Annotated in this window: 16 protein-coding genes and 1 tRNA gene; 12 read left to right on the top strand and 5 right to left on the bottom strand. The window is 30.2% G+C overall.

Features of this window, described 5'->3' with window-relative positions:
- Window positions 1-55: 55 nt before the first annotated feature.
- The 6 genes from rplQ (at window position 56) to ctlX (ending at window position 6,666) form a co-directional block, all read left to right on the top strand.
- Window positions 56-529, top strand: coding sequence for a 50S ribosomal protein L17 (gene rplQ, locus Q0762_RS07595; RefSeq protein ID WP_298765531.1), 474 nt, complete (start codon window positions 56-58; stop codon window positions 527-529).
- 184 nt (window positions 530-713) lie between these two features.
- Window positions 714-1,823 carry a glutamine-hydrolyzing carbamoyl-phosphate synthase small subunit gene (carA, locus tag Q0762_RS07590; protein ID WP_298765528.1) on the top strand — a complete coding sequence of 370 codons (1,110 nt, stop codon included), beginning with the start codon at window positions 714-716 and terminating at the stop codon, window positions 1,821-1,823.
- 134 nt (window positions 1,824-1,957) lie between these two features.
- A complete protein-coding gene (gene eno / locus Q0762_RS07585) occupies window positions 1,958-3,244 on the top strand; it encodes a phosphopyruvate hydratase (RefSeq protein WP_298765525.1) in 1,287 nt (428 codons plus the stop codon).
- A gap of 173 nt (window positions 3,245-3,417) precedes the next feature.
- Window positions 3,418-4,704 (top strand): citrate synthase, encoded by a 1,287-nt coding sequence (locus tag Q0762_RS07580; protein ID WP_298765522.1) that lies wholly within the window; start codon window positions 3,418-3,420, stop codon window positions 4,702-4,704.
- A 65-nt stretch (window positions 4,705-4,769) separates the two neighbouring features.
- Complete coding sequence (locus tag Q0762_RS07575) at window positions 4,770-5,684, top strand: dimethylarginine dimethylaminohydrolase family protein (RefSeq protein ID WP_298765519.1); 915 nt, start codon at window positions 4,770-4,772, stop codon at window positions 5,682-5,684.
- Window positions 5,685-5,733: 49 nt separating this feature from the next.
- Entirely contained in the window at window positions 5,734-6,666 is a 933-nt protein-coding gene (gene ctlX, locus Q0762_RS07570; RefSeq protein WP_298765516.1) for a citrulline utilization hydrolase CtlX, read from the top strand.
- Between the two features lie 28 nt (window positions 6,667-6,694).
- Here ctlX and pafA read toward each other — a convergent pair whose 3' ends face one another.
- Window positions 6,695-8,338: an alkaline phosphatase PafA gene (pafA, locus tag Q0762_RS07565; protein ID WP_298765513.1), complete on the bottom strand. Its 1,644-nt coding sequence runs from the start codon at window positions 8,336-8,338 to the stop codon at window positions 6,695-6,697.
- A 106-nt stretch (window positions 8,339-8,444) separates the two neighbouring features.
- On the opposite strand from pafA, the gene Q0762_RS07560 reads away from it, so the two are divergent.
- The 5 genes from Q0762_RS07560 (at window position 8,445) to Q0762_RS07540 (ending at window position 12,270) form a co-directional block, all read left to right on the top strand.
- Window positions 8,445-9,185 (top strand): ABC transporter permease, encoded by a 741-nt coding sequence (locus tag Q0762_RS07560; RefSeq protein WP_298765511.1) that lies wholly within the window; start codon window positions 8,445-8,447, stop codon window positions 9,183-9,185.
- A 2-nt stretch (window positions 9,186-9,187) separates the two neighbouring features.
- Entirely contained in the window at window positions 9,188-9,955 is a 768-nt protein-coding gene (locus Q0762_RS07555; protein ID WP_298765508.1) for an ATP-binding cassette domain-containing protein, read from the top strand.
- 61 nt (window positions 9,956-10,016) lie between these two features.
- Window positions 10,017-10,089: transfer RNA gene (locus Q0762_RS07550), tRNA-Lys, on the top strand.
- A 146-nt stretch (window positions 10,090-10,235) separates the two neighbouring features.
- Entirely contained in the window at window positions 10,236-10,733 is a 498-nt protein-coding gene (locus Q0762_RS07545) for a CIA30 family protein (protein ID WP_298765505.1), read from the top strand.
- A 61-nt stretch (window positions 10,734-10,794) separates the two neighbouring features.
- Window positions 10,795-12,270: a DUF389 domain-containing protein gene (locus tag Q0762_RS07540; RefSeq protein ID WP_298765503.1), complete on the top strand. Its 1,476-nt coding sequence runs from the start codon at window positions 10,795-10,797 to the stop codon at window positions 12,268-12,270.
- Between the two features lie 42 nt (window positions 12,271-12,312).
- Here Q0762_RS07540 and Q0762_RS07535 read toward each other — a convergent pair whose 3' ends face one another.
- Both Q0762_RS07535 and Q0762_RS07530 read right to left on the bottom strand, forming a co-directional pair.
- Window positions 12,313-12,927 carry a SprT-like domain-containing protein gene (locus tag Q0762_RS07535; protein WP_298765501.1) on the bottom strand — a complete coding sequence of 205 codons (615 nt, stop codon included), beginning with the start codon at window positions 12,925-12,927 and terminating at the stop codon, window positions 12,313-12,315.
- A gap of 83 nt (window positions 12,928-13,010) precedes the next feature.
- Window positions 13,011-13,691 carry an SDR family oxidoreductase gene (locus tag Q0762_RS07530; RefSeq protein WP_298765499.1) on the bottom strand — a complete coding sequence of 227 codons (681 nt, stop codon included), beginning with the start codon at window positions 13,689-13,691 and terminating at the stop codon, window positions 13,011-13,013.
- A gap of 66 nt (window positions 13,692-13,757) precedes the next feature.
- On the opposite strand from Q0762_RS07530, the gene Q0762_RS07525 reads away from it, so the two are divergent.
- Window positions 13,758-15,032, top strand: a complete 1,275-nt coding sequence (locus tag Q0762_RS07525; RefSeq protein WP_298765496.1) for an amidohydrolase family protein — start codon at window positions 13,758-13,760, stop codon at window positions 15,030-15,032.
- 37 nt (window positions 15,033-15,069) lie between these two features.
- On the opposite strand, the gene Q0762_RS07520 is transcribed toward Q0762_RS07525, so the two are convergent.
- Both Q0762_RS07520 and Q0762_RS07515 read right to left on the bottom strand, forming a co-directional pair.
- Window positions 15,070-15,465, bottom strand: a complete 396-nt coding sequence (locus tag Q0762_RS07520; RefSeq protein ID WP_298765494.1) for a hypothetical protein — start codon at window positions 15,463-15,465, stop codon at window positions 15,070-15,072.
- A gap of 105 nt (window positions 15,466-15,570) precedes the next feature.
- Complete coding sequence (locus tag Q0762_RS07515) at window positions 15,571-17,091, bottom strand: hypothetical protein (protein WP_298765491.1); 1,521 nt, start codon at window positions 17,089-17,091, stop codon at window positions 15,571-15,573.
- Window positions 17,092-17,138 lie beyond the last annotated feature (47 nt).

Below are 17,138 nucleotides of genomic sequence, written 5' to 3'. Positions count from 1 at the left end.
ATTTTGCTCCTCAAAGAGAGTAGATGCAAGATGAAAGTAAAAAACAAACGTCACAATGAGACACGGAAAAAAACACAATCATTTAGGTAGAAAAACAGCGCATAGAAAAGCAATGTTAGCGAATATGGCTTGTTCTTTAATAGAGCACAAGCGTATTAACACAACGGTTGCAAAAGCCAAAGCGTTAAGAGTATTTGTAGAGCCTTTAATTACAAAATCTAAGGCAGATACAACTCACAATAGACGTATCGTATTTTCTTATTTACGTGATAAATATGCAGTTACAGAACTTTTTAGAGAGATTTCTGTAAAAGTTGCAGATAGACCAGGAGGTTATATTCGTATAATTAAACTAGGAAACCGTCAAGGAGATAATGCACCTATGGCTATGGTAGAATTAGTTGATTACAACGAAATTTATAATCCAAAGGGTAAAAAAGCAAAGAAAACTACAAGAAGAGGAAGAAGCAAAAAAGCTGATTCTGCTCAGGTAGAAGAAACTGCAACAGAAATAAAATCAGAAGAGTAATTAAAAAATGAAGGTTTTTTAAGAAATATTAAAGGGATAAACGTTTGCGTTTATCCCTTTTTTTATGACTTTTTTGTTTGAAAAAGTACATTTTTTGAAAACCAATACGTAAATCACAAAAAAATAAAACTTATAATTTGTAGATTTGCAAACGAATACAACAACATTATAGCAACAACTAGAAATGAAATATCAAACTAGAAAAAAAGCATTAGTATTATTAGCAGATGGAACAATATTTTACGGTAAATCTGTTGGTATTGAAGGGACTTCTACAGGAGAAATTTGTTTTAATACAGGTATGACTGGTTACCAAGAAATATTTACAGACCCTTCTTATTTTGGTCAAATAATGGTTATGGCGAATGCACATATAGGTAATTATGGTGTAAATGATGAAGAAATAGAATCTGATGGAATAAAAATATCTGGTTTAATTTGTAGAAATTTTAGTTTTACGCATTCTAGAGTAGATTCTAATGGTAATTTAAAAGATTATTTTGAAAAGCATAATCTAGTAGCCATTTCAGATGTAGATACAAGAGCGTTAGTAGCATATATTAGAGATAATGGTGCAATGAATGCTATTATTTCTACAGAAATCGATAATATAGAAGAATTGAAAAAACAGCTTGCAAACGTACCTTCAATGGAAGGTTTAGAGTTGGCATCTAAAGTATCTACCAGAGAACCTTATTACATTGGTAATGAAGATTCAGATATAAAAATAGCAGCATTAGATATTGGTATAAAAAAGAATATTTTAAGAAATTTAGCGAATAGAGGAGCTTATATAAAAGTATTTCCTTTTGATGCAAGTTTTGAGGATTTGGCTTCTTTTAATCCCGATGGTTATTTTATTTCAAATGGACCTGGAGATCCAGAGCCTTTAATTGGTGCACAAGAAGTGGCTAAAGAAATTATTAAAAGAGATTTACCATTATTTGGTATTTGTTTAGGACACCAAGTTATTGCTTTAGCAAACGGAATTTCTACCTATAAAATGCATAATGGTCATAGAGGTATAAATCATCCTGTAAAAAACTTACTTACTGGAAAAGGAGAAATCACTTCTCAAAACCATGGTTTTGCAATTAATAGAGAAGAAACAGAGGCAAATGAGAATGTAGAAATTACGCATGTTCACTTAAATGATCATACAGTGGCAGGAATTAGAATGAAAAACAAGCCTGTATTTTCTGTACAATACCATCCAGAAGCTAGTCCTGGACCAAATGATTCTGTATATCTTTTTGATCAATTTATAGAAAGTTTACAAGCAGTAAAAAGTTAAAATTAGTTTAAAGAAATTAGAATTACTTGTAGAAAACGTTTTCGTAAGAATCTGTTATAAAATATAAGTAAACGTTCTATATTTCATAAATTAGCCATTATATTAATAATAGATTATTTTAAAATAAAAATAAAATGAGTACAATTATCAGCGTTCACGCAAGACAAATTTTTGATTCTAGAGGAAATCCAACAGTAGAAGTAGATGTAGTAACAGATAGTGGAGTTTTAGGAAGAGCAGCAGTTCCTTCTGGTGCTTCAACAGGAGAGCATGAAGCCGTAGAATTAAGAGATGGTGGCGCTGCTTACATGGGTAAAGGTGTTTTAAAAGCAGTAAAAAATGTTAATGAAACAATTGCTGAAGAATTATTAGGAGTTTCTGTATTTGAACAAAATACAATAGACCAATTAATGATTGATTTAGATGGTACACCAAATAAATCTGTTTTAGGTGCTAATGCAATTTTAGGTGTTTCTTTAGCAGTTGCTAAGGCAGCAGCTAACGAATTAGGTATGCCTTTATATAGATATGTTGGTGGTGTTTCTGCAAATACTTTACCACTACCAATGATGAATATTATTAATGGTGGTTCACATTCTGATGCTCCTATAGCTTTTCAAGAATTTATGGTGATGCCTGTAAAAGCGGAAACGTTTTCACAAGCTATGCAAATGGGATCAGAAATTTTTCACAACTTAAAGAAAGTTTTACACGATAGAAATTTATCTACAGCTGTAGGAGATGAAGGTGGTTTTGCACCAACATTAGAAGGTACAGAAGATGCCATAGAAACTATAGCATTAGCTGTTAAAAATGCAGGTTATTCTTTTGGAGATGAAATTAAAATTGCTTTAGATTGTGCTGCTGCAGAATTTTATGTAGATGGTAAATACGATTATAGTAAATTTGAAGGAGAAACTGGAAAAATAAGAACTAGCCAAGAGCAAGCAGATTATTTAGCAGAACTTTCAGCAAAATACCCAATTATTTCTATAGAAGATGGTATGGATGAAAACGACTGGGAAGGTTGGAAGTATTTAACTGAAAAAATTGGAGACAAAGTACAATTGGTTGGTGATGATTTATTTGTAACTAACGTAGAGCGTTTAGGTAGAGGAATTGAAAACGGAATTGCAAATTCAATTTTAATTAAAGTAAATCAAATTGGTACTTTAACAGAAACTATTGCCGCTGTAAATATGGCAAAAAATGCAGGTTATACATCTGTTATGTCGCACAGATCTGGTGAAACAGAAGATAATACTATTGCAGATTTGGCTGTAGCTTTAAATTGTGGACAAATTAAAACAGGTTCTGCATCTCGTTCTGATAGAATGGCAAAATACAATCAATTATTAAGAATTGAAGAAGAGTTAGGTTCTGTAGCATATTTCCCAAAAGAAAATGCATTTAAAATCTAAATTTTAACAAATATTTAAAAGACCTTGTAAGAAATTACAAGGTTTTTTTTTGCTTCTATAATTATTCGTTAATTTTAATTTAAAATAAACAAAAATCTGCGATAACCAATTTAAAAATACTTTAAAAATGTTATCTTCGCAACTACAAGAAAATACAAAAAAAACCAGTTTAAATGTCAGAAATAGCTAAATTACATATCGGCGAGGATTCATATGAATTTCCGTTGATTAAGGGTACAGAAAATGAAGTTGCCATAAATATTAAAACGTTAAGAGGAGCAACAAATGGAGTAGTAACAATAGATCCTGGTTATAAGAATACTGGTTCTTGTGAAAGTGCTATTACTTTTTTAGATGGAGAAAAAGGAATTTTAAGATATAGAGGATATTCTATAGAAGAGTTAGCAGAAAAAGCAGACTTTTTAGAAGTATGTTACGCATTAATTTTTGGAGACTTGCCAAATAAGGAGCAATTAGAAAAGTTTCATGCAGATATTAGAGAACATGCTTTAGTAGATGATGATGTTAGAAAAATTTTAGAGGCTTTTCCTAAAACGGCACATCCAATGGGCGTTTTATCTTCTTTAACAAGTGCATTAACTGCATTTAACCCGATGTCTGTGAATATCGAGTCTAGAGAAGATATGTATAAGGCAATAGTTAGAATTCTTGGTAAATTTCCAGTTTTAGTAGGTTGGACAATGAGCAAGAAAAAAGGATTGCATTTAAATTACGGTCAAAAATCATTAGGGTATGTAGAAAACCTAATGTACATGATGTTTAAGCAACCAAATGAGGAGTTTGAAATTAATCCTATCATTAAAAATGCTTTAGATAAGTTATTAATTTTACATGCAGATCATGAGCAAAACTGTTCTACTTCAACAGTAAGAATTGTAGGTTCTTCTCATGCTGGTTTATTTGCATCACTTTCTGCAGGAATTTCTGCACTTTGGGGTCCATTACATGGTGGTGCTAACCAAGCTGTATTAGAAATGTTGGAAGCTATTAAGGAAGATGGTGGAGATACTAAAAAATATATGGCAAAAGCCAAAGACAAAAATGATCCTTTTAGATTGATGGGTTTTGGACATAGAGTTTATAAGAATTTTGATCCAAGAGCAAAAATTATTAAAAAAGCTGCAGACGAAGTTTTAGCAAGTTTAGGTGTACAAGATCCTATTTTAGAAATTGCAAAAGGTTTAGAGCAAGAAGCTTTAAATGATCAATATTTTGTAGACAGAAAACTTTACCCTAATGTAGATTTTTATTCTGGTATAATCTATAGAGCAATGGGAATTCCTGTAGAAATGTTTACGGTAATGTTTGCAATGGGGCGTTTACCAGGTTGGATAGCGCAATGGAAAGAAATGCGTCTTAATAAAGAACCAATTGGTAGACCAAGACAAATCTATACAGGAGAAAATCTTAGACCTTTTGTTGATATAAAAAATAGATAATATTTTATATTTTTATTAAAGATTTAAAAGCTTCATTTTATGAAGCTTTTTTTAATTTTATAGCTATGCTTAATTTAAATATTACAAATGAAACCTCTAGACTAAGAGCAGTTGTTCTGGGAACTGCAACTAGTAATGGGCCAACTCCAAGTGCAAAAGATTGCTACGATCCTAAGAGTTTAGCCCATGTAAAGGCAGGTACTTATCCCATAGAAAAAGATATGATTTTAGAAATGGATGCAGTTGCCGCTATTTTTAAGAAATATAATGTAGCTGTTTTTAGACCAAAAGTTATACAAGATTACAACCAAATTTTTTCTAGAGATATTGCTTTTGTTATAGATGATAAATTTATTAAAGCTAATATTTTACCGGATAGAGAAAAAGAAATAAATGCTATAAATCATGTAATCTCTAAAATAAGCACAGAAAAAATTATTACTTTACCAAATGAATGTCACGTAGAAGGTGGAGATGTTATGCCTTGGAACAATTATATTTTTGTAGGTACTTATTCTGGAAATGATTATGAAGATTTTATAACGGCTAGAACAAATAAAGAAGCTATACATGCTTTACAAGAATTATTTCCGCATAAAATTGTAAAATCTTTTGAACTAAGAAAATCTAATACAAATGCTAAGGAAAATGCATTACATTTAGATTGTTGTTTTCAACCAATAGGTAAAGACAAAGCCATTTTGCATAAAAACGGATTTTTAATTGAAGAAGAATATAATTGGTTAGTAAACTTTTTTGGAAAAGAAAACATTTTTGAGATTGATAAAGAGGAAATGTATAACATGAATAGTAATATTTTTTCTATTTCTGAAGATGTAATTATATCAGAAAAAAACTTTGTAAGATTAAATGCTTGGTTAAGAAAAAATGGTTTTACAGTAGAAGAAGTACCTTACTCAGAAATTGCAAAACAAGAAGGTTTATTGCGTTGCTCTACAATGCCATTAATTAGAGATTAATTTACTATCAAATAATTACTAAATTTTAAAAACGATATTAAATAGATAAATGAAACAAACTACAAATACTATTTTAATGATTCGTCCTATACGTTTTAGGAAAAACGAACAAACCGCTATTAATAATTTTTTTCAAGAAGATTTAAATTTACAAAATACTGAAATTAATAAAAAAGCACAGGCAGAATTTGATGCATACGTTTTTAAATTAAGAAGTTTTGGAATTGATGTAATTGTAGTTGATGATACAGTAGAGTTTAATACTCCAGATTCTATTTTTCCTAATAATTGGATATCTTTTCATGAAAACGGAACGGTAGGTCTTTATCCTATGTTTGCAGAAAATAGAAGGTTAGAAAGAAGAGAAGATATATTAGACGAGTTAGAAAAGAAAGGTTTTATTATAGAAAATGTTTTAGATTATACTTCTGCGGAAGAAGAAAATATATTTTTAGAAGGTACAGGTAGTATTATTTTAGATCGTGTAAATAGAAAAGCTTACTGCGCTTTATCACCAAGAGCAGATGAGGAATTGTTTATTGAGTTTTGTGAAGATTTTGAATATACACCTGTAATTTTTACAGCTAACCAAACTGTAAACAAACAAAGAATGGCAATTTATCATACCAATGTTATGATGTGTATTGCCACAACTTTTGCGGTAATCTGTCTAGATGCCATCGATGATAAAAAAGAACGTAAAGCTGTTTTGAAGCATTTAAAAGAAGATGGTAAACAAATTATAGAAATTTCTGAAGCTCAAATGCATAATTTTGCAGGGAATATGTTGCAAGTTCATAATAAAAAAGAAGAGTCTTTCTTGGTAATGAGTCAAGCTGCTTACAACTCTTTAAATGCAAGCCAGCTTGCTAAAATAAACAATCATTCTAAAATAATAGCAAGTTCTTTAAAAACCATAGAAACTTGTGGTGGTGGAAGTGCACGTTGCATGATGGCAGAAATCTTTCTTCCTAGAATTTAATGCTATTCTAGTGTAACTGTAAAAAAAATTAATTCTTAAGCACTTCTTCAATTACTTTACCTGTGGTTCCATTAGGAAACTCAATGTCTAATAGTGTAGAAATTGTAGGTGCAATATCTGTGATATTATATTTTTTAGAACTGCTTCCTTTTTGTATTCCATTTCCATAAAAAATTATAGGTACGTGCGTGTCATAAGAGTAACCAGAACCGTGGCTTGTTCCTTTTCTACCAGAACCTAAGGTTGCAGGCAACGGAATTAGCATTACATCACCAGATAACTTTTGATTATAACCATTCTGCAGTGCATTTAAGATACCAGAAGTAAAGTTTGTGGTTTGTAGTGTTTTTGCAGAAACCGCTTTATAAATTTCTGGGTAATTTACAATCTCATCAACAATTTTTTCAGCTATAATATTCTTGTCTAATTTTAATTTTTCTAATTCTTTTTTATCTAGAAATATTTGATAGTTAGAAATATTTTCTATCAATTTATCTGAATTAAAATGTTTTAAAGTAAGTGAATCTATATAACTTCTCATTTTTCTTGTTCTAATGTAATGTGCAGGTATTTTTAGCGATTGCAAGTAAGAGGGTACATGAACAGCTGCATGATCTGCAGTTAAAAATAATGTATAATTGTCTTTACCAACTTCTTTATCTAAAAAGCTAAAAAAATTAGCTAAATCTTTATCTAACCTTAAATACGTATCTTCTGTTTCTACAGCTGCAACGCCATATCTATGTCCTATATAATCTGTAGAAGAAAAACTAACTGCCAAAAAGTCTGTATTCGTTTCAGATTTCCCTAAGTTTTCGCCTATAATTGCTGCTTTAGCAAAATCTGCGGTAAAAGAATTACCAGCAGGAATACTACTAATTATTGAATAATTCCCATTTTTACTTTTAATATTTGGTATATCTTTAGGAAAAACAGGGTTTGTATTGCCATTAAAAGGTTTTTCAAAATCGTTATTATCTGCTCTACTATTGGTGTATGTTTTAATGTCGTAAAGTGTTTTCCAGGGTTTACTTAAATAGGCGTCTGCTTTGCTATTTTTGTTAAATGTAGTAACCCATTCAGGTAAATTATCCATATAAAACGAACTAGAAATCCATTGGTTTGCTTTACTGCCTTGGTACCAATAAGCGCCGCTTGCGGTATGACCAACTGGTAATATTGCAGATCTATCTTTAATTGCAATACCTATTGTTTTTCCTCTTTTATTTTGTGCCAATTGCAATTGATCTGCAACAGTTGTTGTATTTAAACGATAAGGAGATTTTTGGCCGTAATTGTCATCATTACCAATAGTTTTGTAATTTTTATCATCTACACAATAAATTGTTTCTTTTAAAAATTTGTCATACCAATTGTTAGAAATAATACCATGACTAAAAGGTGTAGCTCCAGTATAAATAGAAGTGTGACCAACAGCAGTATAAGTTGGTATGTAGTTATAATGGGCGTTTTTTAAAGAAAACCCACCATTTAAAAGTCTTTTAAAACCATTGTCTCCATACCTATTCATAAATTTTGTTAAATAGTCGTAACGCATTTGGTCTATTACAATTCCTACCACTAATTTTGGTTTTTTAGTAGGTTTTATTTCTGGTTTGCAGCTAGAAATAATTATGAGCAACGTAAAAAGAGAAAAAAAAACTTTTTTCATAAGTGGTGAATTTTTATTTTTCAAAAATAAATATTTTTTATTTTGATAGAGTAGATTTAACAATCAATTAATCATATTTTAATACTTTAGCCCAAAATTAGCGATAATGATTTATTTAGAACATATTGGTAAATATTTTATGATGTTGGGTAGGGTTTTTAAAAAACCTCAAAGAGGACGTATTTTTTATCAAGCACTACTAAAAGAATTAGAAGATTTAGGCCTAAAATCTATTGGTATAATTATGTTTATTTCTTTCTTTATAGGTGGTGTTATAGCCTTACAAACCGCTTTAAATTTAGACAGCCCATTTATACCAGATTCTTTAATTGGTTTTGCTGCAAAAAGATCAATCATTTTAGAATTTGCACCCACATTTTGTTGTATCATTTTGGCAGGTAAAGTAGGCTCTTATATTACTTCTAGTATTGGTACAATGCGTGTAACAGAGCAAATAGACGCATTAGATGTTATGGGAATTAATTCTATTAACCATTTAATTTTGCCAAAAATTTTAGCAACACTTTTCTTTTATCCTTTTTTGATTTTATTAGCCATGTGCTTGGGTATTTTTGGTGGTTGGCTAGCAGGTGTACTTTCTGGTTTGTTTACGGGCGCCGATTATATTTTAGGGATACAAACAGAGTTTAAACCTTTTTTAATTGTTTATGCCATGATAAAAACACTAGTATTTTCTTTTTTAATTGCAACTGTGCCTTCTTACCATGGGTATTATGTAAAAGGAGGTTCTATTGCTGTAGGTATGGCAAGTACACAATCTGTTGTTTGGACTACAATACTAATTGTTATAGCAAATTATATTTTAACCCAATTATTACTTACATAATTATGATTGAAGTAAAAGATTTACATAAAGGTTTTGGCAATGTAGAAGTTTTAAAAGGGATAAATACTAAATTTTATCCAGGTAAAACAAATCTAATTATTGGGCAAAGTGGTTCTGGTAAAACTGTGTTTTTAAAATCTCTTGTAGGTTTGCATACTCCAGAAAAAGGTACAATTACTTTTGATGGTAGAATTAATACCAAATTTACAGAAGAAGAAAAACAACAATGGCGTCAAGAAATTGGTATGGTTTTTCAAGGAAGTGCACTTTTTGATTCGCAAACTGTAGAAGAAAATGTAATGTTTCCTTTAAAAATGTTTACTAATAAAACAAAAGAAGAAATGTTAGACCGTGTAAATGTGGTTTTAAATCGTGTAAATTTACCTAATTCTAATTATAAATTGCCAGCAGAATTGTCTGGAGGAATGCAAAAAAGAGTTGCAATTGCTAGAGCTATTGTTATGAATCCTAAATATCTTTTTTGTGATGAACCTAATTCAGGTTTAGACCCACAAACGGCAATTGTAATAGATAAATTAATTCAAGAAATTACAGATGAATTTCAAATTACAACGGTAATTAATACACATGATATGAATTCTGTAATGGAAATTGGGGAAAAAATTGTTTTTTTATCAAAAGGTAAAAAAGCATGGGAAGGTTCTAGTGAAACTATATTTTCTACTGAAAATGAAGCAGTTGTAGATTTTGTGTATTCTTCTAACTTATTAAAAAAAGTGAGAGAAGTACATTTAAATAAAACTAATTAAAAAATTATTTGGATTATTAAAAATAAGGTATATATTTGCACCCGCTAAGAAGAAAAACAATGACCTGGTAGCTCAGTTGGTAGAGCATCTCCCTTTTAAGGAGAGGGTCCTGGGTTCGAGCCCCAGCCCGGTCACACAGACTAAAAAACTTCATACATTTTGTATGAAGTTTTTTTATTTTAACAGAACTGCAACACAATACTTTTCTCAAAAAAAATAACTTTGTTTATTACTACTTATTATGAACAAATATTTTTTAATCCTATTACCCTTTTTATATATGCAAGATTCTCAAGAAATAATTTTTGATTTCACTAAAAATGTAAATATTAATCAATGGAGAACTGTAGATGATGTTGTTATGGGTGGCAGATCTCAGGGGAATTTTAAATTGAATAAAGATGGTTTTGGAGAATTTTATGGAAACGTTTCTTTAGAAAATAATGGAGGTTTTTCGTCTTTAAGATTTCGTTTTGAAAAAAAAGAAGTTATCAATTATAATTTTGTTGTTTTAAAGATAAAAGGAGATGCTAAAAACTATCAATTCCGCATAAAAGATAACGTTTATAATCGCCATTCTTTCATTTATAATTTAGAAACAACAGGTGAATGGCAAACGATAAAAGTGCCGCTTTCTGAAATGTATCCAGCCTTTAGAGGAAGAAAATTGCAAATACCTAATTTTTCATCTACAACTATAGAAGAAGTTGCTTTTTTAATAGGAAATAAAAAAGAACAAAATTTTAAATTAGAAATTGATTTTATAAAATTGCAATAAAAACTAAATATCAGTTTATACTAGTTTTTTTTATATCTTTCCCTGGTTAAAACCGTAATTAATGGAAGAAAATATTAATAATAATGTAGAGCTGAATTCTGGAGGAGATGCAGCTAAAAAAAATGTTCAAAAAGACGCAAAGGGTTTATTTGAAAGTATAAAAACATTTTTAATAGATCTTTTTGATTTTAGAGATGATACAGATCACGAGGCCACGTTAGAGGCTATTAGGGCAGATATTCCTTTTAAAGGTGCAACAGCATGGATTCTTATTTTTGCTGTATTTGTAGCTTCCATTGGTTTAAATGCAGATTCTACTGCTGTAGTTATTGGTGCCATGCTTATTTCACCATTAATGGGCCCTATTTTGGGTTTAGGAGCTTCTTTTGCTTTAAATGACATTGTTACTTTTAAAAAATCATTAACCAATTTAGGTGTAATGATTGGTTTAAGTTTGTTTGCTTCCTTTTTATTTTTTTATTTTTTTCCTCTAAGTAAAGATACCTCAGAATTATTAGGGCGTGTTAGTCCAGATATTAGAGATGTTTTAATTGCCTTTTTTGGTGGTTTGGCTTTAATGGTAGCCAGAACAAAAAAAGGTACTATGGCTTCCGTAATTTTTGGTGTTGCTATAGCAACAGCATTAATGCCACCATTATGTACTGCTGGTTATGGTTTGGCTGTTGGTAATTTTTCTTACTTTTTTGGAGCCATGTATTTATTTACAATAAATACTATTTTTATTGCTTTGGCAGCCTTTATTGTATTAAAAATGCTACGTTTTCCTATGCATAAATACGCCAATGCAGCTAAAAGAAAGCGTTATGCAACTATAGCATCTGTTGTGGGTATTGCCGTTATGATTCCTGCAATTTTTACGTTTTTAAGAGTTTTTAATGAAAATCAAATTCAAACGCAATTTCAAAACTTTGTAAATACAGAGGTAAGAGAAATTCCAGATTTTCAATTGATAGGAGAACCAGATATTAATATTGATAAAAATGAAATTAAGTTTAGTTTTTTTAATGAAGTAACAGATGTTACCAAAAACCTGCTAAGTAATCAGTTAAAAAATAACATTAACTATACTAAAATTAAAGATTTTAAAATTTTAATAAAAGGTAGTGATACAAAAAGTTTTGAGTTAATAACTACTGCTTACAAAGAGAAAAGAGAAGAATTGCAATTGAGTAAAAATATAATTGACGGTTTACAAAGAGAAATTGCAGATTTGCAAACTACCATTTCTTCTTTAAATAACAGAATAGAGCAAGATGCACTTAATAATAATAAAAAAGTAGTAGCCTTTAGTAGAATAGCTAAAGATGCTAAAATTAGGTATGTAGATATTGAAGAAATTGGTTTTGCAAGTGTATTATCTTCTAAAGATTTTATAAAAATAGATACCATACCAATTGCAATTGTAAAATGGAATTTAAAGTTACCAGACAGTATTATAACTCCAAAAGAAAGCGATTTAAGAGTTTGGTTACAGAAAGAAATGGAATTAGATACTTTATTTATAAAAAGAGATTAACTCAAAAAAAAAATTCCAGTATTGGAAGTTTTTTTTGAGTTATTAATTTTGTTTAATTCGTACTTCAACATTTTGGTTAAAGAGGTATACTTTTTTATTATTTAGATTTAAGCATTCAAATCTAGTACGTCTTTTGTTGCCTCTTTGATAAGCAATATTTTTAAAAATAAAAATTGTACCTAAAGGAATTTCAAAGATAAAATGTTTACCCGTTTCTGCTACATTGCCTCTTAAAGCTAAAGATAAATGCACATCACTATCTGTGCTAGCTTTTGGGTTTTTTAGGTAATTGGCAAGATGTGGTAAGATTTCATTTGGATAAATATCGGGTCTTAAAAAAGGCAACATTAAATGCTGAAAAATAGCTTTCCATTCTTTGCCATGAGGTATTACTCGTCCAAATTTTTGATGGGTAACATGGTGTGCAATTTCATGAACTAAAGTTAATAAAAACTGATGTTTGTTGAGGTTGTTATTTACTGTAATTTGAAATTTTCCATTAGTTAATTGCCTAAAATCGCCATGTTTTGTTGCACGCTGATTCACAATTTTTAATTCAAATTGATGCGCATCAATTAAAAAACCAACAAAAGGTATCGCCTTTGGCGGAACAAAATTTTCCCATGCTAAACTATTTCCCAAAGAGAAAGATTTCATGTTTTTTTAAATTGAAATTTTAAAAGAAATAATACCCGCTTTTGATTGAACGTAATTCACGAATTTAATTTCTGTACATTACTTTATGGAGTAGAAGAAGAAACCTGTAAAACCTTCCCGTTATAATATTTATTACCCGTTAAAGAGAAATTAAACAAATAATCTGCCATTTCTTTTGCAGAAAGTGGTGCTTCGTATCCAGGAAAAGCCTCTTCTAGCATTTCTGTTTGTACAGCGCCAATAGCCAGTACATTAAAAGCAATTTGTTGCTCTTTGTATTCTTCTGCTAATAATTCAGAAAGCGTAATCACAGCACCTTTTGCAGAAGAATATGCTGCTAAACCAGGAAATTTCATACTGCCTTGTATGCCTCCCATAGAACTTACCGTAACAACATGACTCCCTTTTTTTAGAAAAGGAATCATCAATTTGGTAATTTCTGCCACAGCAAAAACATTTACTTTATACACTTCTAAAAAATCTTCCGAAGAAATTTCTGTAAAAGGTTTGTTAACCAATTTACCAGCATTATTTATTAAAATATCTACTTTTTGCCAATTAGACTTTACAAAGTCAGTTATTTTAGACAATTCTACTGGTTTAGAAATATCAACAGCAATACTATTTATATTTTTATGATTTACAGCTTCTAAAGGCTTTGTATTTCTAGAAATTGCAAGGACATTATGCCCGTTATTCGCAAATTTTTGGGCAAGTTCAAAACCAATTCCTCTACTTGTACCTGTAATTACAACGTTTTTCATTCTTTCTGGTTTAATAAAGAGCAAATTAGGTATTTTTTCATACATTTAAACTTAAAATTTATACAAATGAAGAAATTATTTTTCCTTTTAATTATGGTCTTTTTAATACAAACAACAACGGGGCAAACCACTTATATTTTATGTGGAAAATTAGTTGATACAGCATCAGGTAAAATTTCTTCTAAAAAGACAATTTTTGTAAAAGAAAATAAAATTTTAGCGGTTAAAGATGGCTATATAATGCCTAAAGGTGGCAACTTAATAGATTTAAGAGACAAGGTTGTAATGCCAGGTCTCATAGATTTTCATGTACACATAGAACAAGAATTTGATAGAAACACAAGATTAAATAAATATATTTTAAACGAAGCAGACATTGCTTTTAACTCTGTAGGTTTTGCTAAAACCACTTTAATGAAAGGTTTTACAACTGTTAGAGATTTAGGAGGAACAGGTGTAAATATTTCTGTTAGAAATGCTATAAATAAAGGTAAAATTCCTGGGCCAAGAGTTTTTACAGCTGGCAAATCTTTGGCAACAACTGGTGGGCATGCAGACCCAACAAACGGAAGTAGCCGAGTTTTAATTGGTAATCCAGGACCAAAAGAAGGTGTTGTAAATTCTGTAGAAGATGCTAAAAAAGCAGTAAGACAACGTTACAAAAATGGAGCAGATTGTATAAAAATAACTGCTACTGGTGGTGTTTTAAGTGTTGCAAAATCTGGAGATAATCCGCAGTTTACATTAGAAGAGGTAAAAGCAATTTGCGACACTGCAAAAGATTACGGTATGCACGTGGCAGCGCATGCACATGGAGATGAAGGAATGCAACGTGCAGTAATTGGCGGAGTTAAAACGATAGAACATGGAACATATATGAGTGAAGAAACTATGGAATTGATGAAAAAACACAATGCTTACCTAGTACCAACTTTAACGGCAGGAAAAGAAGTAGAGGAGAAGGCGAAAATACCCGGTTTTTATCCAGATATTGTGGTGCCTAAAGCTTTGGCAGTTGGCCCACAAATACAAGGAACTTTTGCAAAAGCGTATAAAAAAGGAGTAGGAATTGCTTTTGGTACAGATGCAGGTGTTTTTAAACACGGTAACAATGGTAAGGAGTTTGGTTTTATGGTAGAAGTAGGTATGCCAGCAATGGAAGCCATACAATCTGCAACAATTACCAATGCAAAATTGTTAAAAATGGAAAATGAAATTGGCCAAATTAAAAAAGGCTTTTTTGCAGATATTATTGCTGTTGATGATGATCCTACAAAAAACATTGCTACAATGGAAAATGTAGTTTTTGTAATGAAAGATGGTGTTGTTTATAAGAAATAATTTTTAAAGATCTTATAGATTGCTAAACTCTGAAAAGTTAAATTTTTTGAGGCTTATTTTTGCTATGACGTTTTTTCTTGTATTTTTTCTTTAATAATTTCTCGGCCAAATCAAAAGACATCGCTGCAATATTGCCATAACTAACATCTTTTTTACTAAGTTTATGGGCATTTATAAAGTTAAAATAGCTTACAACTGCTTTTTTATTATTCTTAGCACGTATAAACAATTGATAGGCTTTTGCTCTTACATCTTTGCAAAAACATTCCTCTATATAAATTTTTAAGAGACTGTCTGTAATATAAATTTCAGAATTTATCTTTTTATGAAATTCTTTACTTTTTTTCCTTGAGTTTTTTTTATCAATAATATTTCTTACAATACCTTTTTTTAGTGCAGTATAATCTTTTTGATTTCTTTTAGGAAATGCCATTAAAGAGTCTCCTCTTTCATCTTTTGGGTATAGCCAAATACCTTTTAATTTTTTTTAGTTTTTCTTGGAAGTCGAAATTTTTTCATTTTTAATGGTAAGAATAGCTTATTCTTCTTCCTCAAAAATAATATGCTGATACGCACCAATATCTGGGCTTGCAGTTCTATCTATACCTAAAATATCAAAAGGGAAAACACTTAACTTTGCATTGTTAATAGCACTGCTTTCTTCACCAATAATAAAATCGTTGTTTTGCGAATTTCTAAAGTTTGCAAAACCGTTTAAAATAATATTGTTGTAATTGGGGTTATTGGCAAAATCAACTTCAAAAACACCTTCAAAAGAGCTATTGGTATCATTAAATTGAATCATACAGTTTTCAATAGTATAATTAAAAAGGCTACCATCATCAACTCTATCTACCAAAAATTCAATGTTATTATTACCATCAAAAATACAATTGGTAAAATTTGCGGCCTTTAAATCTCTTGTTTCTGTAATTTCTTGGCCATTTTCATCATTAAAAACAAAAAAATTGTTTATTAAGACTGCGGGTAAAGGTCTAATTCCGTTATTCCAGAAGTTAGCAAATGTACTGTGTGTAAAATTATAAGTACCGCCAATTGTTGCCGCTAAAGACGCCTGTCTTGCAGAGCCAACAACTACATTATGCGCTTCTATGTTAGTTTCTCTTGCCAAAATACCAAAATTTGCATGGTTATAAATTTCTGTATTTTCTAACTTTAAGGTTGGTGATGTTAAGCTTCCAATACTATCAACCAAAACACCTATAACACCATTTTTAATTTGTGCGTGTTTAATTTCGTTTTCTAAACTACCAGCTCTAAGCCAAATTGCGCCCCATTGTCCTGGTACATTGCTAAAATTATTTTCTAAACGATCTCCTTCAAAAATAACTTTTTCAGAAAGTGTTCCATTTACTTTTAACGTAGCTTTTTTGTCTATTATTAAACCAGAGTTGTCATGAAAATGAATTCTAGCACCAGCATCTATTGTTAAGGTTTTATTAGCAGGTATTGCTGCATAACCATAAATAACAGTGGGTTTTATTTTGGTAAAATTAAGTTCTGCATCTTCTAAAAATCTACCTTGTATTGTTGTAGGATTTCCGTCTAAAGTTAGGCTATCAATTTTCATAGAAATTGGGTCTTTACCCGGAAAAATAAAATTGGCATCTTCTACCAAAGTTACCAAATCTACATTTTGTTGCTTAGTACCATTATCAAATAAAATTCTGTCGGTATATAAAAGTGTATTTGCAGCAGCCACATCAACTGTAGTTTCTACAAAAATAAAAATACTGTCTTTTGCTAAAATATCTATTTCTGTAAAGTTTTTTCCTGGAATACCATCTACATTCAATCTATATTTAGAATTGTTTCCTTTTTCTAGGCCAATTGTAGGTATTGTAATAGCGTTATTACTTCTATTATATACCTTTAAATTGTAGGTAGCAGACCCAATATTGGTAAAAATAGTATCTAAAAAAACAGTGTCTTTAGAGAATTCTAAGTTACCAGAGCTAAAGGTAGTGCTAAAATCTTTTCTACAAGAGCTCATAGAAATAATGCCAAGACCTATAATAAGAGTAATTAAATAACGCATATTTTAAAATGAAATTTCTATTACATTAAAACTTTAAATTGATAAAA

The organism is uncultured Polaribacter sp. (assembly GCF_947495205.1).
Classification (GTDB): Bacteria; Bacteroidota; Bacteroidia; order Flavobacteriales; family Flavobacteriaceae; genus Polaribacter.
Note: the sequence above shows the minus strand (reverse complement) of the source record. Positions and strands in the feature narration are given on the sequence as shown.

Bases quoted from the DNA above. Each gene is read 5' to 3' on its own strand.
- rplQ (WP_298765531.1), top strand. From the start codon at position 56: ATGAGACACGGAAAAAAACACAATCATTTAGGTAGAAAAACAGCGCAT.
- carA (WP_298765528.1), top strand. From the start codon at position 714: ATGAAATATCAAACTAGAAAAAAAGCATTAGTATTATTAGCAGATGGA.
- eno (WP_298765525.1), top strand. From the start codon at position 1,958: ATGAGTACAATTATCAGCGTTCACGCAAGACAAATTTTTGATTCTAGA.
- Q0762_RS07580 (WP_298765522.1), top strand. From the start codon at position 3,418: ATGTCAGAAATAGCTAAATTACATATCGGCGAGGATTCATATGAATTT.
- Q0762_RS07575 (WP_298765519.1), top strand. From the start codon at position 4,770: ATGCTTAATTTAAATATTACAAATGAAACCTCTAGACTAAGAGCAGTT.
- ctlX (WP_298765516.1), top strand. From the start codon at position 5,734: ATGAAACAAACTACAAATACTATTTTAATGATTCGTCCTATACGTTTT.
- pafA (WP_298765513.1), bottom strand. From the start codon at position 8,338: ATGAAAAAAGTTTTTTTTTCTCTTTTTACGTTGCTCATAATTATTTCT.
- Q0762_RS07560 (WP_298765511.1), top strand. From the start codon at position 8,445: ATGATTTATTTAGAACATATTGGTAAATATTTTATGATGTTGGGTAGG.
- Q0762_RS07555 (WP_298765508.1), top strand. From the start codon at position 9,188: ATGATTGAAGTAAAAGATTTACATAAAGGTTTTGGCAATGTAGAAGTT.
- Q0762_RS07545 (WP_298765505.1), top strand. From the start codon at position 10,236: ATGCAAGATTCTCAAGAAATAATTTTTGATTTCACTAAAAATGTAAAT.
- Q0762_RS07540 (WP_298765503.1), top strand. From the start codon at position 10,795: ATGGAAGAAAATATTAATAATAATGTAGAGCTGAATTCTGGAGGAGAT.
- Q0762_RS07535 (WP_298765501.1), bottom strand. From the start codon at position 12,927: ATGAAATCTTTCTCTTTGGGAAATAGTTTAGCATGGGAAAATTTTGTT.
- Q0762_RS07530 (WP_298765499.1), bottom strand. From the start codon at position 13,691: ATGAAAAACGTTGTAATTACAGGTACAAGTAGAGGAATTGGTTTTGAA.
- Q0762_RS07525 (WP_298765496.1), top strand. From the start codon at position 13,758: ATGAAGAAATTATTTTTCCTTTTAATTATGGTCTTTTTAATACAAACA.
- Q0762_RS07520 (WP_298765494.1), bottom strand. From the start codon at position 15,465: ATGGCATTTCCTAAAAGAAATCAAAAAGATTATACTGCACTAAAAAAA.
- Q0762_RS07515 (WP_298765491.1), bottom strand. From the start codon at position 17,091: ATGCGTTATTTAATTACTCTTATTATAGGTCTTGGCATTATTTCTATG.